We start from the raw sequence: 17,227 nt of genomic DNA, 5'->3' as shown, positions 1-17,227 counted from the left end.
GTTCTGAACTTTGGCATCCTCCCGCACGGGGCGGACATGCCGTTTCTGGCCATGGCTATCATCCCGGTTATTTTTGGGGGATGCCTGCTGCTGATGAACCCCAAAACCGCAACCATTGGCTTTAATGCCGGGGTGTTCTTCTTCGTCATTCTGGGGGTCGCGAACCAGCAGAATTACGAGCCATCGGCCTTTATTGACCGGAATGTGCTGTATCTGTTTGCCGCCATTGTTATCTTCATCTCCCTCGTGCTGCTGCTGCCGCCCTCCGCCAACCGCCGGCGCTTCCGCGTGGCGATCACCATCGGGCATGATCTGCGGCTCCAGCTTGAAGGCCATGGGGAACAGGCAGGGTCTGCGCTGATCAGCCGCCATTACGACCGGCTCTGCAAAATCCTCGACTGGAACAGTTACCTCCCGAACACGAAATCCAAGGTCCGCGTGTTCAACCGGCTATCCAGTCTGGATGAACTGAATGTGGAACTCGCCCGCGCCCGCCGCCATCTGCAACGCGCGGCCACTATTCCGGCCATCCGGGCCGACGCCGAGGCGGCCTTCCGGTCAACCGTGGTCTACAACATCAATTCCGCTCTGTACCGCATGCGGAAACACGCCCGTATCCTGCTTGATCACGCCATTACCCTACCGCACGGTGAAATGGCGACAGCACTGGCGGCCGTCTCCGGCATGGTCGGAGCCATCCGGCTGCTGGAACATAATCGCTCTGCCCTGCAAATTTACGACATCATTCCCGTCCCCGATCAGCAATGGAAGGCCTTCTGACCATGGAGCTTCGTGCTGTTCTGGATATTGATGGCCTGCTGGTGTCCTCTTTTCTGGTCCACGCGGGTCTGGCCATTGTCACGCTGCTGGTGCTCAACCCCATTTTGGCAAAAGTGGGTGCCCGCCGGGTGATCTGGAACCTGCCTCTGGCTGAATTCGGGCTGTTTGTCTGCCTGATCGGCCTCTACACCATTCTCTTGTAAAAGGATTGTCCAACCGTGTTTGAACGCGCCCGCCGCGCCCTGCAGTTTGTCACGACCGGGACAATTCTCGCCATTGCTGGCATTGTCGGCCTTGTCTTGTGGGATTACTACACCGCCGCTCCCTGGACCCGGAACGGGCAGGTCCGCGTACAGGTGGCCGATATTGCGCCCCGTGTCTCCGGCCAGATTATTGCTGTGCGGGTCAGGGACAACCAGTTTGTCCATGCCGGGGATATTCTCTACGAAATTGATCCATTCGACTTCAAGGTCGCCGTCGCCTCAGCCACAGCCCGCGTGAATGAGCGTCAGGCCGACATGGTGCTGAAGGACACGCAGGAAAGCCGGCGGAATAAACTGACGGAAGTTGCTGCCTCCCGCGAGGAAAAGCAGGTTTATCAGGCAACGGCAGACATGGCCAAAGCCCAGTATGGGGAGGCCATGGCGGCTCTCTCTCAGGCCAAGATCAATCTGGACCGAACTTACGTCCGCAGCACAGTAACGGGCTACGTCACCAACCTGATTATGCGGGTGGGTGATTATGCAACGGCAGGCAAATCCAATGTGCAGGTGATTGATGCCTCATCCTACTGGGTGGACGGCTATTTTGAAGAAACCAAAATCCGCTCCATCCATGTAGGGGACCGCGTGCGGATGGATCTGATGGGCTTCCGGGAACCCATGTGGGGTCATGTTGTCAGCGTGACACGCGGTATTGCCACTCCTAACGCCACCCCCTCCACACAGGGCCTGCCCTCCGTGGACCCGGTTTATACCTGGGTGCGTCTGGCCCAGCGTATTCCGGTGCGCGTGCATATCGACAGCATCCCGCCCGGCACCCAGATTGCTGCTGGCATGACCACGACTGTCACCATTGTCGGCAGTAAGGGTAAGCGTGCGCATGATACACTTGCTGAGACCTTCGACCGCTTGCATGACGCTTTGATGGGGGGAGCCGGAGGAAGTGGTGTACGAAATTAGTTTCGTACACCACCCATTATAAATCCTGATACTTCCACACATTCCACTGCAATCAGAAGATGCACAATTCATTAAATTTTTAAATAAAAAATTTATATTTATGAAAATTACGTTATTTACATTCGTTAATGTTAAAAATATATGTGCGTTCGGTAATTTTAAGACATTAAAAGGCTTGTAATAAATATGAGAAATTCCAACTATAGTTTTTATAATAATTATACCTCAAGAAACCAGAACAATAAAATCCAAACAAAAAACAATATTTCAATATATTCAGGCGTACATAGCTCTGTAAGTAATGGATTTTTATGGAATAATACCACGATTTTAAGTGGAGGAAGTCTTACCGTTTCAAATGGTGGGCAAGCCAGCGGCATTCAACTGGAAGGCGGCACGCTTTCTATTCTGCAGGGTGGTTACACAAACGGTACAGTTTTTGGCACATCTGGAGGAACTGTAGAACTTGGCGATGGTGTCACCATGCAGGGTGTCGCATCCAACACGGTTAAGAATGGCGGCATTCTCATAGTAAAAAATGGCGCAACATTGTTGGATGGTTCCGCTGGCTCGAACGGCTCCATTGTTGTGCAGGATGGCGGTCGCGTCAGCGGCACACAGGTCAACGGAGGCACGCTGGATGTTTATGGTGGTGGCACAACGTCCAACACCTCTTTCGGCTCAGACGGCCATGGCGGACACCTGATTCTTGAAAACGGAGCAGAATGGGATGGCGATTACTCGCGCACCATCCCCTCAGGCGGCAGCGTAACCGTTAAGAGCGGAGCAGAGCTGGATAACGGCGTTATTGGCTCAGGTGTCACCCTCACCGTTTCTAATGGGGGCTTGATTTCCACGACTGACCTGCAGGGCGGCACGCTGGTGCTCCATAATGGTGCCCAGACTGCTGACACATCCTTTGGGTCCGCAGGCCATGGTGGCCACCTTGTCCTGACAGATTCAGCACAATGGAGCGGAGATAACAGCTACGCCGTCCCAGCTGGTGGCTCCATCAGCGTAGAAAGTGGCGCTGTGCTGGATCATGAAACCATTGGGTCGGGCGTAACTCTCACCGTTTCTTCCGGCGGCCAGATTGGAACGTCTGGCGTTACCATTTCCTCTGGCGGTAAAGCCATTCTTGATGGCACCAGCACGGGAGGCACCGTCACTCTGGCAGACTCCGGAGCACATCTTGTCATCAGTGGGATGACCATGCCCACCAATACGATTTCCGGCTTTGGCGATGGCACGCAGATTGATCTGGCCTCCATCCCGGCGGACAGCATTACAAGCGTTACAACCTCCGGTAACATCCTCTCCGTTCACACCACCGACAAAACCTATTCTCTCACCGTCGCCAACGTCGGTAATTTTGGCACCAGACTTGTCTCAGACGGACACGGTGGCACCTATTATGAGGCCTGCTACTGTGCCGATACCCTTATCCTGACAGATAAAGGGGAACGGCCTGTGCAAGATCTGCAGCCCGGCGACCATGTCATCGCCTTTACAGATCATGGCGAAGAAACAAGAGAAATTGTGTGGGCTGGCCATAAGCAGGCTAAAGTGCGTGCTCATTTGCCTCTGACAGAAGCCGGTTATCCGGTGCGTGTCCTGAAGAATGCCTTGCAGGAAGGTGTTCCGCATAAGGATATGCTGATTACCCCTGAACACTGCCTGTTCATGGAAGGCACTTTTATCCCGGTCCGTATGCTGGTCAATGGAAGAAGCATCTTCTTTGATACGTCCGTGACAGACTATACTTATTACCATATCGAAACTGACAGGCATTCTGTCATTCAGGCTGATGGCGCGCTGTCTGAAAGTTTCCTGAACACCGGCAATAAGGCTCAGTTTACAGGCCTTACAGGTTGTGTCCGATTACTGCATGAAACAGCGCGGTGCTGGGCAAACGATGCAGCAGCCACCCTGGAGACGGACAGGCTCGTCGTGGAGCCGATTTATCAGGCTTTGGCTATTCGCGCAGAGAAGCAGGCCTTCCCGCTTCATACTCAGCCCGTTACCTTAACAGATGAGCCTGACCTGCATCTTGAAACAGCCTCTGGTCTTCGTATCAACCCACAGTCTCAGACCAACGGCCGCATGCGCTTTATGCTGCCGGCACAGATGACGGATGTTCGTCTCGTCTCCCGCGCGGCCAGCCCTGCAGAAACGGTGGGACCTTTTGTTGATGATCGTCGTCAGCTTGGTGTCTGCGTTGGTCAGATAACTCTGATAATGGGGAACAACCGTCAGACCGTCACCACTCATCTGGAAGCGGACCATCTGCCGGGGTGGCACGCAAAGGAAAATGGTCGCGCACGCTGGACCGATGGAAATGCTCTTCTTCCGTTAGGCGTGACCGATCAGCTCTGCCTTCAGGCGCTTGATATCGAAATTTTAAACACAGGCCGCTATCCGGTCACACAACCAGAATTCATGACCACAGCGCGACGCGCCTAAGTTCCCAAAATCTGCCGGGTCCTTCTTCCAAAAGAAAACGGCCCGGCAGATATCCTTCAGCGTGGTATTAAAGCGCGGGCACCGGCTGGGCCAAAGCCTCGTTCAACACGCTGTCCCAGACCGGCGAAAACTGGTCGGAATGACCATACGGCGCGAAGCGGTCAAGATATCCTGCCAGATAGGAAGGCTCCTCGCGGATATGCCCGATCAGGTCAGGGTCGTCCGTATGCCGTACGACCAGCAGACGCGCTGGCCCATAGGGCGCTATGGCGTGCGCAAGGCCTTCCGCCACGTCATGCGGTAGATTTTCATTTCGTTTGTAAACAAGAATGACTGAGGGGTCGGCGAGACGCCGAATGAATTTCCCGACCAGATAATCAATCTTTTCTTTTTCGTTTTTATAGATGTCCCGCCGCGTCTCTTCCGGTTCCACCCACTGAAGATTTTTTGAAAATATTTCTGTATGGAAAACAAATCCATACTGGGAATCACTCACCATATTATCCCAATAAGGAGAAAGATTTTCAAAAGCATAGAGCCCTTCAAACCGGTTCTGGAGCCCCCTTACCAAGGCATCAGGAGAGGAAAGAACCCACCGCAACAAACCGCCGCCTTCATCCCCGTGGGCTCTTTTCACAAAGCCAAACTCACAATTATCGCCAATATTTTCAAATCGCTCTATATTCATGAGTCTCTTTCCGGGATCGGGATCATTTCTTGCATTATTCATCTCATACCCGGCTAACCGGTCGAATTAAAGACAGCGGAATGCCACCCTTTCTTCTCCATTCCTGTAACTGGACGCCCCGGCAGGGTGCTGGCACAAATGGACGCATGTCAGGCCCATTCTTCTCTCCTCAACGCGCCATGCTGGCTGCGTTCTGTTTTCTTCTTTCCACGGCCGGCGGCTATGCTGAGGCCGCGACGACGCTGCTGGTCCACACACCCTGCCTGCAAAACCTGCACCTTGTCAGCAACAGCAAGCTGGCCGAGGCCGCACGCATTGAAGGCCCCATTCCGCCCGGCGTTACCCTCACGACGGCAGCCAATGGCGAAACCACCCTTAACCAGACGACCTGCCCCCGGAGTGGCACCCTGACGGTTTCTGTCCGGCCCGATATCAGCCTGACCATTGACGACGCTGGCACGACGAACATCACGGTGGCTGATCGCACCGGCCCTACCTTCATTCATGCAGGTAGCGGCACGCTGATGCTCGGGAAAACCGGAGAGCTGGGTCTGTTCTCTGATTCCTCCGGCCCGATCACCATTTCCACACTGGCTGAGTCCGCCCGCATCCGGTCGGAACAGAGCGCACCTGTTACTATCAACACGGTCGCCGCCCCTGCTCTGGCCCTGTATCTGGGAGGGAGCGCCAGCTTTACAGCCAGAGGCGGTCAGCTCAAAGCGCTGGAAATTACATCCAGCAGCACAGGAGACGCGGTTTTTCATGGGGTGACGGACGTTGGCATGTTCCATGTTGAGCAGAGCGGGGGGATCAGTGTTGACAAAGTCACAGGTCCACTGGCAACGGAACGAGACGGAAGCGGAAAGATTATCAGCGATGCCGCAGCCCCTCCACCACTCACCCGGGCAGACCGGGCCAACGTCCTGCCCTAAGGCTGGACGCGCTTTTTCTGCGGCTTGGCAGGGTGGTTTTCGGGGTGTGAGGGATTTCTGGCCGGTTGAGAGAGACCGAAGATTGATCTTTTGCTGCTTCGTTTAACGCCACGCTGGCCCCACTCGCCCGCCAGCCTTGATCCTGGGTAAGGAAGACCACTTTTGTCCATCTGCCGGCTTTTTATCATGCGTCCCGTCGGCACTCTTCTGATGGCCATGGCTTTTGTTCTGGCAGGTATTTTTGCCTATCGCGCTATGCCGGTGGCCGACCTGCCCAACATTTCCGTACCGGTTATCTACGTTGTGGCGTCCCAGCCCGGCAGTTCTCCGCAGCAGATGGCGAGTTCGCTCACCACACCGCTTGAGCGCCATCTGGGCCAGATTGCCGGTCTGACCAGTATGCGGTCCGATTCAACGGACACCAGCGCCTTCATCCTGATGTTTTTTGATAACAGCCGGGACATTAACGGGGCAGCGCGTGATGTAGAAGCCGCCTTGCAGGCCGCTCGCGCAGATATGCCGCACACGCTGCTGATGCCACCACAGTATTACAAGGCCAACCCGTCTGACAGCCCGATCATGCTGGCGACCATGACCTCCCCCACCCGCACCCCCACAGCCCTGCGGGATCTGGCGGAAACCCGCATGAAGCCGCTTCTGGCTGGCGTGAAGGGCGTTGGCTGGGTGGAAATGGTCGGGGCTTCCAAACCCGCCGTGCGCGTGGAGATGAACCCGATGATGCTGTATAAATACGGCATCGGGTTTGAGGACGTGCGCTCGGCTCTGGCCTCAGCCAACGCCAACACACCGAAAGGCTTTCTGGATTCCGGCGGCCAGCGCCTGACACTGGAAACAAACGATCAGGCCCGCACGGCAAACGAATATCGGGACCTCGTCATCGGCTACCGCAATGGCCGCCCCGTCCGCCTGACTGACGTGGCTATTGTGCGGGATGGCCCGCAGGATGAACGCAAGGCGGCCTGGTATAATGAGAAGCCTGCCATCATCACCATTATCCGCCCGCAGCCGGGCGCGAATGTTATTGAAGTAACGGACGCCATCCGGGCGCGCGCAGATATTCTGGCCAATGCACTGCCTGCGGACGTGGAGTTCAAACTGGTCTCGGACCGTTCCGTGTCCATCCGTGGCGCACTGGAAGACACCCAATACACGCTGGTTATTTCTGTCGTGCTGGTGGTGCTGGTCGTGCTTGCGTTTCTGCGCAGCTGGCGCTCCACGCTCATTCCGGCCATTACCGTACCGATCTCACTGGCTGGCTCTCTGGGTGTCATGCACCTGATGGGCTTCTCGCTTGATACTCTGTCCCTCATGGCACTGACCATTGCCACAGGCTTTGTGGTGGATGACGCCATTGTGGTGGTGGAAAATATTGCCCGACATATGGAAGCGGGCATGAGCCGGATGGACGCCACGCTCCTTGGCTCGCGTGAGATTGCGTTTACCATTCTTTCCATCACCATTTCGCTGATTGCCGTCTTCCTCCCGCTCCTGCTGCTGGGTGGCGTTCCGGGCAAGATTTTCTTTGAGTTTGCGATGACGCTGACCACAGCGGTCTCCGTCTCCTTCTTTCTGTCTATCTCGCTCACACCCATGATGTGCGCCTACATGCTGGAAATCCATCATGAGCCAGACCCCAATGCCCCGCCGCCCAAAAAAGGTGCCTTCACCCACGCAGCACATCTGCTGGCCGATGGCACGGATAAGGGGCTGGAATGGCTGATCCATGGCTATGAACGCTCTTTGAACTGGGCGTTACGGCACCCCTGGCTGATTTTCTGCTCCCTCCCCGCCAGCTTTTTTGCGACCATCGGCATTCTGATTGTCATGTCCAAAACCGTGCTGCCAGCAGAAGATATTTCCTTGCTGGAAAGCTATCTGAGCTCTGACCAGACCAGCTCCTTCGCTGCCATGTCCGGCAAGACGAAAGAGGTCATCAAAGCCATGATGGTGGACCATGATGTCAGTGATGTTCTGGGCTTTGCCGGGGAAGATGCCGCTAATGAATCTCAGGTCTTCGCCCAGCTGACAGACAAATCTGGCCGCAGCTCCACCCCGGAGCAGATTGCGGCCCGTGTGCGGGAACGCGTGAAAAACATTCCGGGCATGAGTGCCAGCATTTCCAATGCCGGGGACATCAATGGCGGTGGCGGACGCCAGCATGAAGGCACATATGAATATGTCTTCCAAAGTGACAACGCGGAAGACATTTACACGTGGGTGCCGCGCATTACGGAAGCCCTGCGCAAAAGCAAGGTCATTGTTGGCGTAACCAGTCATCTGTCCGGCAATGGCACGGCCATGCATGTGCGCATCCAGCGTGATACGGCGGCGCGTTATCTCGTCACGCCGCAGCTGATTGGCAATGCGTTGTATGATGCCTACGGGCAGCGCACCGCCTCCGCCATCTCCACGCCACTCACCACCTATTACGTGGTGATGGAAGTGGAAAAGCAGTTCCGCGAGAACCCGGACATGCTCAAAACCCTCTGGGTTTCCACCGCAGGCGGCACGGCAGCGGGGGCCACGGCATCCAACACGGTGCGCGTGGTCAAACCTTCGGACACCACGGAATCCAAAGAAGCCTCTCTCAGCCAGCAGTCCTTCCGCAACTCTATCGCCAACCGTCTGGCGGGTGGTGGTGCGGGGGCTTCCAACGGCTCTGCTGTGTCCTCCTCCTCCGAAACCATGGTGCCTCTGCCCACCGTTGCGACGCTGGAAACTGCCCCCACCCCGCTTCAGGTCAGCCATGAGAACGGGTTTATTTCCGGGTCCATCGCGTTTGACCTCGCCCCCGGAAAATCTCTGGGGGATGCCACGACCGAAATTCAGCACGCCATGCTCAGCCTGCACACGCCCCAGAGTCTGCGGGGCGATTTCTCCGGTCAGGCCGGGGATATGCAGAAAGATCTCATTAATGAACTGCTGGTTTTCATCGCCGCTATCGTGACGATGTATGTCACGCTCGGCATTCTGTATGAGAGCTACATCCAGCCGCTGACCATTCTTTCCACCCTGCCCTCGGCCGCCGTGGGTGCAGTGCTGACGTTGTGGATCTGTCAGGAACCGTTCTCTCTCATCGCCATGATCAGCGTGATTTTGCTGATTGGCATTGTGAAGAAAAACGCCATTCTGATGATCGACTTCGCCCTGCATGTGGAGCGGGAGCACAACCTGCCCCCGGAAGAAGCCATCCGCACGGCCTGCCTGACGCGCTTCCGCCCGATCCTGATGACCACGCTGGCCGCAGCCTTTGGCGCGGTCCCGCTGGTCTTTGGCCACGGCTATGGCTCAGAACTGCGCCGCCCGCTGGGCATTGCCGTTATTGGCGGGCTGGCCACCAGCCAGTTGCTCACCCTGTATTCCACACCGGTTGTCTATCTGTTCATGCATCGGCTGGGCCGCTGGGTGCAGCGGAAAGGAGCAGCAATTGGGGCCAGGCTGCGCTTTACGCGGGCCGCCTGAGAGGGCGATAGGCATTCCGGCCAAAACTCGCTAAGAAAACAGCGTTTAAGACCCTTATCTGCAAGGAATGGTTCATCATGACCGATACTACCGTCCCCGATCGCCTGTCCGTTAATCCGGCGAGCCCGTATTTTAATGAAGCCCTGCTGGAACGCGGCGTTGGCATTCGCTTTAAGGGCGTAGAGAAAACCAACGTGGAAGAATACTGCATCAGCGAAGGTTGGGTGCGCGTGGCTGTTGGCAAAACCGTGGACCGCAATGGCAACCCGCTGACCATGAAACTGCAGGGCCCCGTGGAGGCATGGATTAAAGACTAACCTGCGCTACAAACATGCCTCCCCAATAATTAATGACTTTATTAAATTATTGATGTTTGGGATACTGCACTCATCAATCGGATGTGAACACGTCTCAGGGAGAGCATGAATGGCCCAGTCTGAAGCCGGGAAAACCCCGGATCTCCGCTATACAGTCGTCATCGTAGGCGGCGGTGCTGCTGGTATCGCAGTGGCTGCCCGCCTGCTGCATGAACGGCCGACACTGGATGTCGCCGTGATTGACCCCTCCACCACCCACGCCTACCAGCCCGGCTGGACGCTGGTGGGGGCCGGGGTCATGACGCTGAAAAGCACGCTGAAGCAGGAAGGCGGGCTGATCCCCAATGGCTGCACCTGGCTGCGGGCTGCCGTCGACTCCTTCCAGCCGGATGAAAAGCAGGTCACGCTGACCGATGGCCGCACAGTTGCCTATAACCGTCTGGTCGTCTGCCCCGGCCTCCAGCTGGACTGGGACAAGATTGAAGGTCTGCCCGAAACACTGGGCCGCAACGGCGTGTGCAGCAACTATTCCAAAGACACAGTGGAATATACCTGGACGTGCATCCAGTCCCTCTCCGGTGGCACGGCTCTCTTCACACAGCCGCCCATGCCGATCAAATGTGCTGGTGCTCCCCAGAAGATTGCCTATCTGGCCGCTGATTACTGGCGCAAGGAAGGCACGCTGAACCGCACCAACGTAGAATTCTGCCTTGCCGGGGATGCGCTGTTTGGTGTGGCCTATTATCGCCCTGCGCTGCAGCAGGCCGTCGATTATTACGGCATTAACCTGCAGTACAAACACACCCTGATTGCCGTGAACGGCCCGGAACGCAAAGCGACCTTTGCTGTAACAGGTCCGGACGGCAAAACGGAAAATGTTGTCAAAGATTTTGACATGCTGCATGTCACGCCGCCGCAAAGCGCGCCGGACTTTATCAAGAAAAGCCCGCTGGCCAATGCAGGCGGCTGGGTCGATGTAGACCCCTCCACTCTGCGCCACACGAAGTATGACTCCATCTTCGGGCTGGGCGATGTGATTGGCACATCCAACGCCAAGACCATGGCCGCTGCCCGTGCCCAGACCCCGGTTGTAACGGCAAACCTGCTGGCCTCTCTGGATGGCAAGCCCTTCAGCGGGATTTATGATGGCTACGGTGCCTGCCCGCTGACGGTAGGCTATGGCAAAATTGTTCTGGCGGAATTCCTGTATGGCGGCAAACCCGCTCCCAGCTTCCCTTACGACCAGCGCAAGCCGAGCCGCTTTGCATGGTTCCTGAAAACGACAGTCTTCCCGCGGGTGTATTGGGACATGATGCTCAAAGGACGTGACATCAGTGTGCCGCACCACCCGGAATGGATTAAGCCCTGAAATTCGGCTTAATCAGACTTTTAAAACCCTCGCTTAACAGCGGGGGTTTTTTATTGGCTTGATCGGCACGGGGCGCGCTCTGCCAACAGCAACGCCCCCCTTACCCCTGATATTACGCCTGTTTTTCTCGGTCAGCTCTCATGTTGCCTGAAATCCTGTACGGCCCCTGCTGCGCAAGAGTGAGTGTGAGTTGAGCAAGACCGTCAGACTGTCGCGGACCAAGCATCAGGACAGCATCGCCGGTTGTCCAGCGCGCGCCGCCTCCTTCGGGGGCGTGCCAGCCAGAGAGTGAAGCGTCTGTAAGATGGTCCGTTACTCTTGTGGTGTGCCCCTGCTCCACCAGCCTGATGGTGCCGACAGCGACGCCCAGCATACGACGGTCATCCACAAACGGCCCGAAAACATCACAGGGGCGGCTCTTGTTGGAAACAATCCTGACAGATTCAACGGCACCCGGAAGCATAAAGGTCACCTCACCCTCATGACATCTGGTGGGGCGCAGGATATCCCCTTCCGCCGTTATCAGATGCAGATCTGACTGATAAGTCAGGTCGGGTTTTTCAGAGTGCAGAGCAAATCCCCTGGTTTTTGCACGGGTGTCAATCTGACGAAAAATTGGCTCCACAAAATCACGCTCGACGCCCAAGGGAGCCGCCGCGTGCCGGGCCCAGTTTTTAGGCTTTCCGCCCAGAATGAAAACTTTACCATCCTGCCGGAAGGAACGTCGGTTTCCTGTATCCAGATAGCTTTCAGTCAGCACACCATCTGCCATAATGACGGAATGCTCTTCTGTCTCGATATGATAATAGGTGTAGTCTGTTACTGACCGGTCGTAAAAAATAGAGCGATCATTCACGAGCATCCGAACCGGAATAAACTGGCCGTTTAAAAACAGACAATGCTCTGCCGTAATCAGCATGTCTTTATAGGGAACACCCTCCGCCAGAGCATCTTTAAGAAGACGCACAGGGTATCCTGCTTCATCATCGGCAAGATCCGGGCGTATAACCGACTGTTTTTTACCAATCCAGACAATGGTACGCGGCGTTTTCTGGCCCTGCTGGTACGTCAGAATTTTCTGCCCGACAGTCAGATCCTGCACCGGGCAAGCCCCGGACACAGTCTCGATCATGCTGTCCGCCAGAAAACAGACAGGGAGATAAACCTCATTCCCCTGGCTGCTCAGGATATTGGTCATATCCACAGTCTCGTCATCAGGGAGGTTAAAAATGTTCCCCGAATACTGGAAAGTAAAAATTTGTTGGTATGGGCTGCCATTCAGGAAGGAGAGCAACGTGCTTTTGGTCGCCGAAGAATAAGAACCCTGAACCGTTTGATACAGATTTTCGGGAATGACGATATTCCCCAGTCCTCCAGAAGCATCGACCACTGTAATAAGAGCCTGCCCCTGCCCGCTCGTCATATCAACGTTTGTAACGTTTAGGGTGCCTCCACCATTTTGAAAGGTGACGGTATACATCGCCTCTTCATCAGGCTGCTCAGGAAACGTAATAGTACAATCCTGCTGAATCCCATTTTCAACGGTGACATCTTCCATAGCAGGCTCCACACCAAAACACGTTACAACAAGGAAAAATACGTTCCCTTTTGTAACCTGACAGTTCACGAACTCACTATGGATGCCCGTATTTTTCTCTTTTATTCAACAATACTGAATATTTTCCTGAAATTTTCTTTCAGACCATAAAAAAAGCCGCCCTCAGAATGGAGGCGGCTTTTTTATGCAATGGCCTGACGTTCTCAGGCTTCGTCCGTCGGTCGCTTCGGCAGCAGAGCGGGAACAAACACCAACGTCGCCAGCAGCGTGCAGCCCAGTGAGAGCAGCAGCAGGCGCCCCATGCTGGCTGTGCCGGGGTGATGCGAGAGCGCCAGAGAACCAAAGGCTGTGCCCGTTGTCAGAGCGGAAAAGAGCACGGCGCGGGCGGTGGGAGATGCCAGCGGGAATTTCACTCCGTCCCGCCAGTTCATGACGAAATAGATATTGAAGGAAACGCCAACCCCCAGCAGCAACGGCAGGGCGATAATGTTGGCGAAGTTGAGCGTTTCCGGCAGCAGCACCACCAGAATAACCGTCATCAGGGCAGACAGCATCAGCGGGGCCAGAACCAGCAACATATCCTTCACCCGGCGGAGGGCGAGGAAGAGGATCAGCGCGATCATAATAATCGCCGCCGCCGCAGCCTGTTCAAACGCGCGTACAATGGAGCGCGCGCTTTCCACAATATCAACTGCCGTGCCAGCAATCTCCGGCTCGACCTTTTGCAGCGCCGTCACAAATTTCCGCAGAGCCCCACTGCTGGACATCACGCCCGTTGGGTGGACTTCCACCAGCGCGCGGCCATCTGGCAGCAGATAGTCATTAGCGATGGAGGGCGGCACGTCTTTCAGCGTCACCGGCGTAGCCTGCAACATGGTGCGCAGCTGCTCCAGCTGGGCAGGCAGAAACCGAACCAGAGCATTATTGGCAGCCATGACCTGCGCGTCCGGCGCAGTAGAGAGTTTGACCAGTGCAGCCTGAATGCGCCGCAACGGGTCCTGCGCAGAGAGTTTGTCCAGCACGCCACCCAGCGCCGCAGCCGTTGCGCCCGCAGAGGCCCGGAGTTCATCGGCACTCGGAGCGGGTTTGGGGTTAGGCACAATCAGGGTGGGCAGCAGAATGGAGCTGGCATCCTGAATCAGCGCCAGCTTCTCATCCTGTTTGGTCGGCACAAAAGAGCCCAGCCAGAGCACGTCATGCACCTGCGGCACGGTGGACAGGCGGTCAGCCTGCTTCTGCGCATCATCCAGAGACTTCACCAGCAGTTCTGCACTGTAAGGGGAAGACTGCGGATTGCTCATCAGCAGATGCAGAGCGCGCATGCCTTCGGAATTCGGATTTTTGGTGTGCAGCGGGTCACCGTCAAACTGGAGTTTGGGTACCAGTGCGATGCCGACCACAGCCACGACACCAAACAGCCCCAGCAGCAACGTGCGGTGATGCCGGATTTTGACATCCACCGGCTTCATGAAGCTGTAGCCCATATCCGGGCAATCCAGCTTGGGGTGGAAGATTTTCAGCAGCGCAGGCAGCAGGCTGGTGGTGGAAACAAACGCCACCAGCATGCCGATCCCGGCAATCAGCCCCAGCTGCGCAACCCCCAGAAAAGCCGTGGGGGTAAAGGCCAGAAAGCCCGCAGAGGTTGCAAGAGCCGCTACCAGAATCTGGTGGCCGGTTTCTTCACCCGTTTCCCGCAGCGCTTCCAGAATACCGGCATTACCAGAATCTGCATGCTGAGCCCGGAAACGGACGGAAAACTGGATGGCAAAATCGACCGCAATGCCGACAAACAGAATGGCAAAGGCCACGGAAATCAGATTAAGCGTACCCACCGCCACGGCCGCAAAGCCAGTCGTCAGCAGCAGCCCCACAACCAGTGTCACCACAATTGGCAGGACCACGCGCCATGACCGCACGGCAAGGGTCAGCCAGAGAGTGACGAGCACCAGAGAGCCAACCAGACCGCTGACCATACCTTCAGCGACGGTCGCAAACTCTTCATCATCCAGCTTCACCTGCCCGGTCATATGCACTTTGACCTGGCCGCTTTTGACAAATTCGAGGGATTTGATGGCCTGCACCATGGCATCAGACGCCGCACCACCCGGCTGGAAAGAGCCATAATCCAGCTTCGGCTTGGTAATAACGAACTGATACCGCCCCGCCAGATCGGACAACTGGCCGCCCAGAAGCTGCTGCCATGAGAGCGGCTGAGGCTGGCCTGCAGCGGCCTTTTCAAGATTATCGGCAAACCCGGCCAGCGGGGTCTGGAAGCTTTTCAGACCGTCCGCCTGCCCCTGTTTGATCCCCTCGGAGATCAGGGACATCGCGCCAAACAGGCCGCGGGCAGACGGATCCTGCGCCAGTGCGGACAGGAACGGCTGAGCTGTAATGGTGTCATTCAGCACTTGTGAAAGCGGCTGTGGCTCCAGAAACATCAGGCCATTGCGGATCAGATACGGGTTAGCATCGGGCCGCTCGGCAAAATTGAAGTGCGTATGGTCGGCGGAGAGCTTTTCGGCCAGCTCGCGTGCCGTCTCCCGCCCCTCTTCCGGCAGATCAGCTTCAATCACTGCAACCAGCAGGTTTTCCTTCTGCGGGAACAGACGGCCCATTTCATCCGAGCGCTGCTTCCACTCCAGACGGTCGGACAGCATCTTGCTGGTGTCTGTCGTTACGCCAAGGCAGGTCATGCCCGCATATACCGCCCCACAGGACAGCAGCAGGAACAAGGCCACCACCGCATAGGCATGACGAGCACAGAATGTAATGAAGCGACCTATGGGGGCAGAGAGCATGACTGACGATCAGATCCTGAAAAGTTCACGGCACAAGGCCCAAAGCTGCTTTCGTTTGGACCAACCCAATGGCCCGATGCAAGGGAGGATATGCAGATCACGCCTGACGGGCTTACAGACCAGAACGGGAAAGCGGATTTTTGCACCCGTTTTGAGACCGCGCATCCCACCGGTGTTCCAGCCATTGCCAGACCAGCAGCGAGGGCACGCCCCATGCAATTTCCCGCACACGTTTAATAAGAGACAGAGCAATAGCCAGAGCAGGACTAATGCCAAACAGGCTGCCGATCAGCAGATAACCGCCTTCTGAAACACCCAGCGCGCCCGGCACGGCAAAGCCAACGGACTTGGCGGCCTCACCCACACCCTCAATGACAAAACCGACCGAGAGCGAGCAGTCATGCCCCATGAAATGCAGAATGAGGCAGACTTCCACCGCCCCCAGCGCCCAGGCTACAAACTGGAGCCACAGGGCCATCACGGCATTCCGCTTGACCTTGTACAGGCCCAGCACCGCCTGATGCAGGCCCCGGATGCCATCCACACCGCTCCAGCCCAGATGCCCGGCAATTTTAACCAGAAGCACTTCCACAAAGGCCACCGCCCCCAGCCACTGGCTGATAAACAGCGCAAGACCCACGGCGAGCGCAATCAGGGCGCTTTCCAGCAGTTCGTCGGTAATGGGGGAGCGTTTGACCAGAAACAGCAGCAGGCCCAGCCCCATGAACGTGAACAGGACCTGACTGAGCAGTTCGAGCGTAAGATCACAAATGGTCGAGGCGGCTGCGTGTTTGATGCCCAGGCCACGGCGCGCCAGCAGGCGGCTGGACCAGACCTCCCCCCCAACCTGCGCTACGGGGAGAAGGTTGTTGATCCCTTCCCGCACACACCGCAGCACAAAATAGTCGCGCCACGGCAGAGAGGGGGAAAGGCTGTGACCTGCAATCGTCCGCCAGGCCTGCGCGGACAGCGCGACCTGCACGGTATGAAACAGAATGGCGGCCAGAATGCCCCAGCCACCCGTCATGATAAGTGAAAGAATGGAGCGCGCGCCGAACTGCATCAGCATCCACACAGTCAGCCCCAGACCTAAAAGACCCGCGATGACGGTAACCCGCTTCATTCTTCCCCCTGCGTTAGAGGGCCGCTGACTCCGTATTGCAGCCCTTTTGCATCAGACCCTGATCTGACGCAGCAAAGCAAGAGACTCCACGCAGGCAGCTGCTGCTTCACGCCCTTTGTTATGAATATCATCGCGGGAACGGACTTCAGCCTGCTCATCCGTGTAGGTGGTCAGCACACCAAAGGCGATGGGCGTTTCCGTTGCCAGAGAGGCCTGCATCAGCCCGACCGTGGTGCCGAGGCTGATAAATTCAAAATGAGCCGTATCGCCTTTGATCACGCAGCCAAGGCAGATCACCCCTTCAAAGCGGCCACTTTTAGCGAGTGTCTGCGCCAGCAGCGGCATTTCAAACGCGCCGGGGGCCGCAAAAATATCCTGCTCAGCAACCGTAATGCCGTGCTCGCCCAGCCATGCCAGTGCGCCATCCCGCAGGCCACCTGTCACGTCTTCATTAAAGCGGCTGACAATCAGGGCCAGACGCGGCATGGGCGTAAGGTTGAGGTCCGGGAGAGAGACAGGAATCCGTGTGCTCATG

The 17,227-nt window shown here is 56.5% G+C and carries 13 protein-coding genes and 1 pseudogene; 9 read left to right on the top strand and 5 right to left on the bottom strand.

Annotated elements, in window-relative coordinates:
• From HK23_RS10970 to HK23_RS10955, 5 genes and pseudogenes are all read left to right on the top strand, one after another.
• The coding region (locus tag HK23_RS10970) for an FUSC family protein (RefSeq protein WP_179193882.1) at positions 1 to 780 on the top strand (780 nt) is incomplete at its 5' end.
• A 2-nt stretch (positions 781 to 782) separates the two neighbouring features.
• On the top strand, positions 783 to 983 hold the full coding sequence (locus HK23_RS10965) for a DUF1656 domain-containing protein (protein ID WP_086653989.1): 201 nt from the start codon (positions 783 to 785) through the stop codon (positions 981 to 983).
• Positions 984 to 998: 15 nt separating this feature from the next.
• The gene (locus HK23_RS10960) at positions 999 to 1,961 is read left to right on the top strand and encodes an efflux RND transporter periplasmic adaptor subunit (RefSeq protein WP_086653984.1); all 963 of its coding nucleotides are present in this window, start codon (positions 999 to 1,001) and stop codon (positions 1,959 to 1,961) included.
• A gap of 186 nt (positions 1,962 to 2,147) precedes the next feature.
• A pseudogene (locus HK23_RS14915) lies at positions 2,148 to 2,369 on the top strand (hypothetical protein); the annotation flags it as partial.
• 75 nt (positions 2,370 to 2,444) lie between these two features.
• Complete coding sequence (locus HK23_RS10955) at positions 2,445 to 4,424, top strand: Hint domain-containing protein (RefSeq protein ID WP_256940159.1); 1,980 nt, start codon at positions 2,445 to 2,447, stop codon at positions 4,422 to 4,424.
• Positions 4,425 to 4,491: 67 nt separating this feature from the next.
• Here HK23_RS10955 and HK23_RS10950 read toward each other — a convergent pair whose 3' ends face one another.
• Positions 4,492 to 5,112 (bottom strand): hypothetical protein, encoded by a 621-nt coding sequence (locus HK23_RS10950; RefSeq protein WP_086653982.1) that lies wholly within the window; start codon positions 5,110 to 5,112, stop codon positions 4,492 to 4,494.
• Positions 5,113 to 5,192: 80 nt separating this feature from the next.
• Between HK23_RS10950 and HK23_RS10945 the strand changes: the two genes are divergently transcribed.
• From HK23_RS10945 to HK23_RS10930, 4 genes are all read left to right on the top strand, one after another.
• Complete coding sequence (locus HK23_RS10945) at positions 5,193 to 6,044, top strand: hypothetical protein (protein WP_086653981.1); 852 nt, start codon at positions 5,193 to 5,195, stop codon at positions 6,042 to 6,044.
• Between the two features lie 162 nt (positions 6,045 to 6,206).
• Entirely contained in the window at positions 6,207 to 9,527 is a 3,321-nt protein-coding gene (locus tag HK23_RS10940; protein ID WP_086653980.1) for an efflux RND transporter permease subunit, read from the top strand.
• 77 nt (positions 9,528 to 9,604) lie between these two features.
• A complete protein-coding gene (locus tag HK23_RS10935) occupies positions 9,605 to 9,844 on the top strand; it encodes a DUF3297 family protein (RefSeq protein WP_043550482.1) in 240 nt (79 codons plus the stop codon).
• Positions 9,845 to 9,953: 109 nt separating this feature from the next.
• Complete coding sequence (locus HK23_RS10930) at positions 9,954 to 11,213, top strand: NAD(P)/FAD-dependent oxidoreductase (RefSeq protein ID WP_063907356.1); 1,260 nt, start codon at positions 9,954 to 9,956, stop codon at positions 11,211 to 11,213.
• A gap of 112 nt (positions 11,214 to 11,325) precedes the next feature.
• On the opposite strand, the gene HK23_RS10925 is transcribed toward HK23_RS10930, so the two are convergent.
• The 4 genes from HK23_RS10925 to ribH form a co-directional block, all read right to left on the bottom strand.
• Complete coding sequence (locus tag HK23_RS10925; protein ID WP_086653979.1) at positions 11,326 to 12,771, bottom strand: Hint domain-containing protein; 1,446 nt, start codon at positions 12,769 to 12,771, stop codon at positions 11,326 to 11,328.
• Between the two features lie 203 nt (positions 12,772 to 12,974).
• Positions 12,975 to 15,569 (bottom strand): MMPL family transporter, encoded by a 2,595-nt coding sequence (locus tag HK23_RS10920; RefSeq protein ID WP_086653978.1) that lies wholly within the window; start codon positions 15,567 to 15,569, stop codon positions 12,975 to 12,977.
• A gap of 112 nt (positions 15,570 to 15,681) precedes the next feature.
• Positions 15,682 to 16,692, bottom strand: a complete 1,011-nt coding sequence (locus tag HK23_RS10915; RefSeq protein ID WP_086653977.1) for a lysylphosphatidylglycerol synthase domain-containing protein — start codon at positions 16,690 to 16,692, stop codon at positions 15,682 to 15,684.
• A gap of 51 nt (positions 16,693 to 16,743) precedes the next feature.
• Positions 16,744 to 17,226: a 6,7-dimethyl-8-ribityllumazine synthase gene (ribH, locus tag HK23_RS10910; protein WP_063908522.1), complete on the bottom strand. Its 483-nt coding sequence runs from the start codon at positions 17,224 to 17,226 to the stop codon at positions 16,744 to 16,746.
• Position 17,227 lies beyond the last annotated feature (1 nt).

It is taken from the genome of Acetobacter malorum (assembly GCF_002153605.1).
Taxonomy (GTDB): Bacteria; Pseudomonadota; Alphaproteobacteria; order Acetobacterales; family Acetobacteraceae; genus Acetobacter; species Acetobacter malorum_A.
Note: the sequence above shows the minus strand (reverse complement) of the source record. Positions and strands in the feature narration are given on the sequence as shown.

Excerpts from the sequence above, each read along its gene's own strand:
- HK23_RS10930 (WP_063907356.1), top strand. The coding sequence starts at position 9,954 with ATGGCCCAGTCTGAAGCCGGGAAAACCCCGGATCTCCGCTATACAGTC.
- HK23_RS10965 (WP_086653989.1), top strand. The coding sequence starts at position 783 with ATGGAGCTTCGTGCTGTTCTGGATATTGATGGCCTGCTGGTGTCCTCT.
- HK23_RS10925 (WP_086653979.1), bottom strand. The coding sequence starts at position 12,771 with ATGGAAGATGTCACCGTTGAAAATGGGATTCAGCAGGATTGTACTATT.
- HK23_RS10945 (WP_086653981.1), top strand. The coding sequence starts at position 5,193 with ATGCCACCCTTTCTTCTCCATTCCTGTAACTGGACGCCCCGGCAGGGT.
- HK23_RS10935 (WP_043550482.1), top strand. The coding sequence starts at position 9,605 with ATGACCGATACTACCGTCCCCGATCGCCTGTCCGTTAATCCGGCGAGC.
- HK23_RS10955 (WP_256940159.1), top strand. The coding sequence starts at position 2,445 with ATGCAGGGTGTCGCATCCAACACGGTTAAGAATGGCGGCATTCTCATA.
- HK23_RS10950 (WP_086653982.1), bottom strand. The coding sequence starts at position 5,112 with ATGAATATAGAGCGATTTGAAAATATTGGCGATAATTGTGAGTTTGGC.
- HK23_RS10920 (WP_086653978.1), bottom strand. The coding sequence starts at position 15,569 with ATGCTCTCTGCCCCCATAGGTCGCTTCATTACATTCTGTGCTCGTCAT.
- ribH (WP_063908522.1), bottom strand. The coding sequence starts at position 17,226 with ATGAGCACACGGATTCCTGTCTCTCTCCCGGACCTCAACCTTACGCCC.
- HK23_RS10915 (WP_086653977.1), bottom strand. The coding sequence starts at position 16,692 with ATGAAGCGGGTTACCGTCATCGCGGGTCTTTTAGGTCTGGGGCTGACT.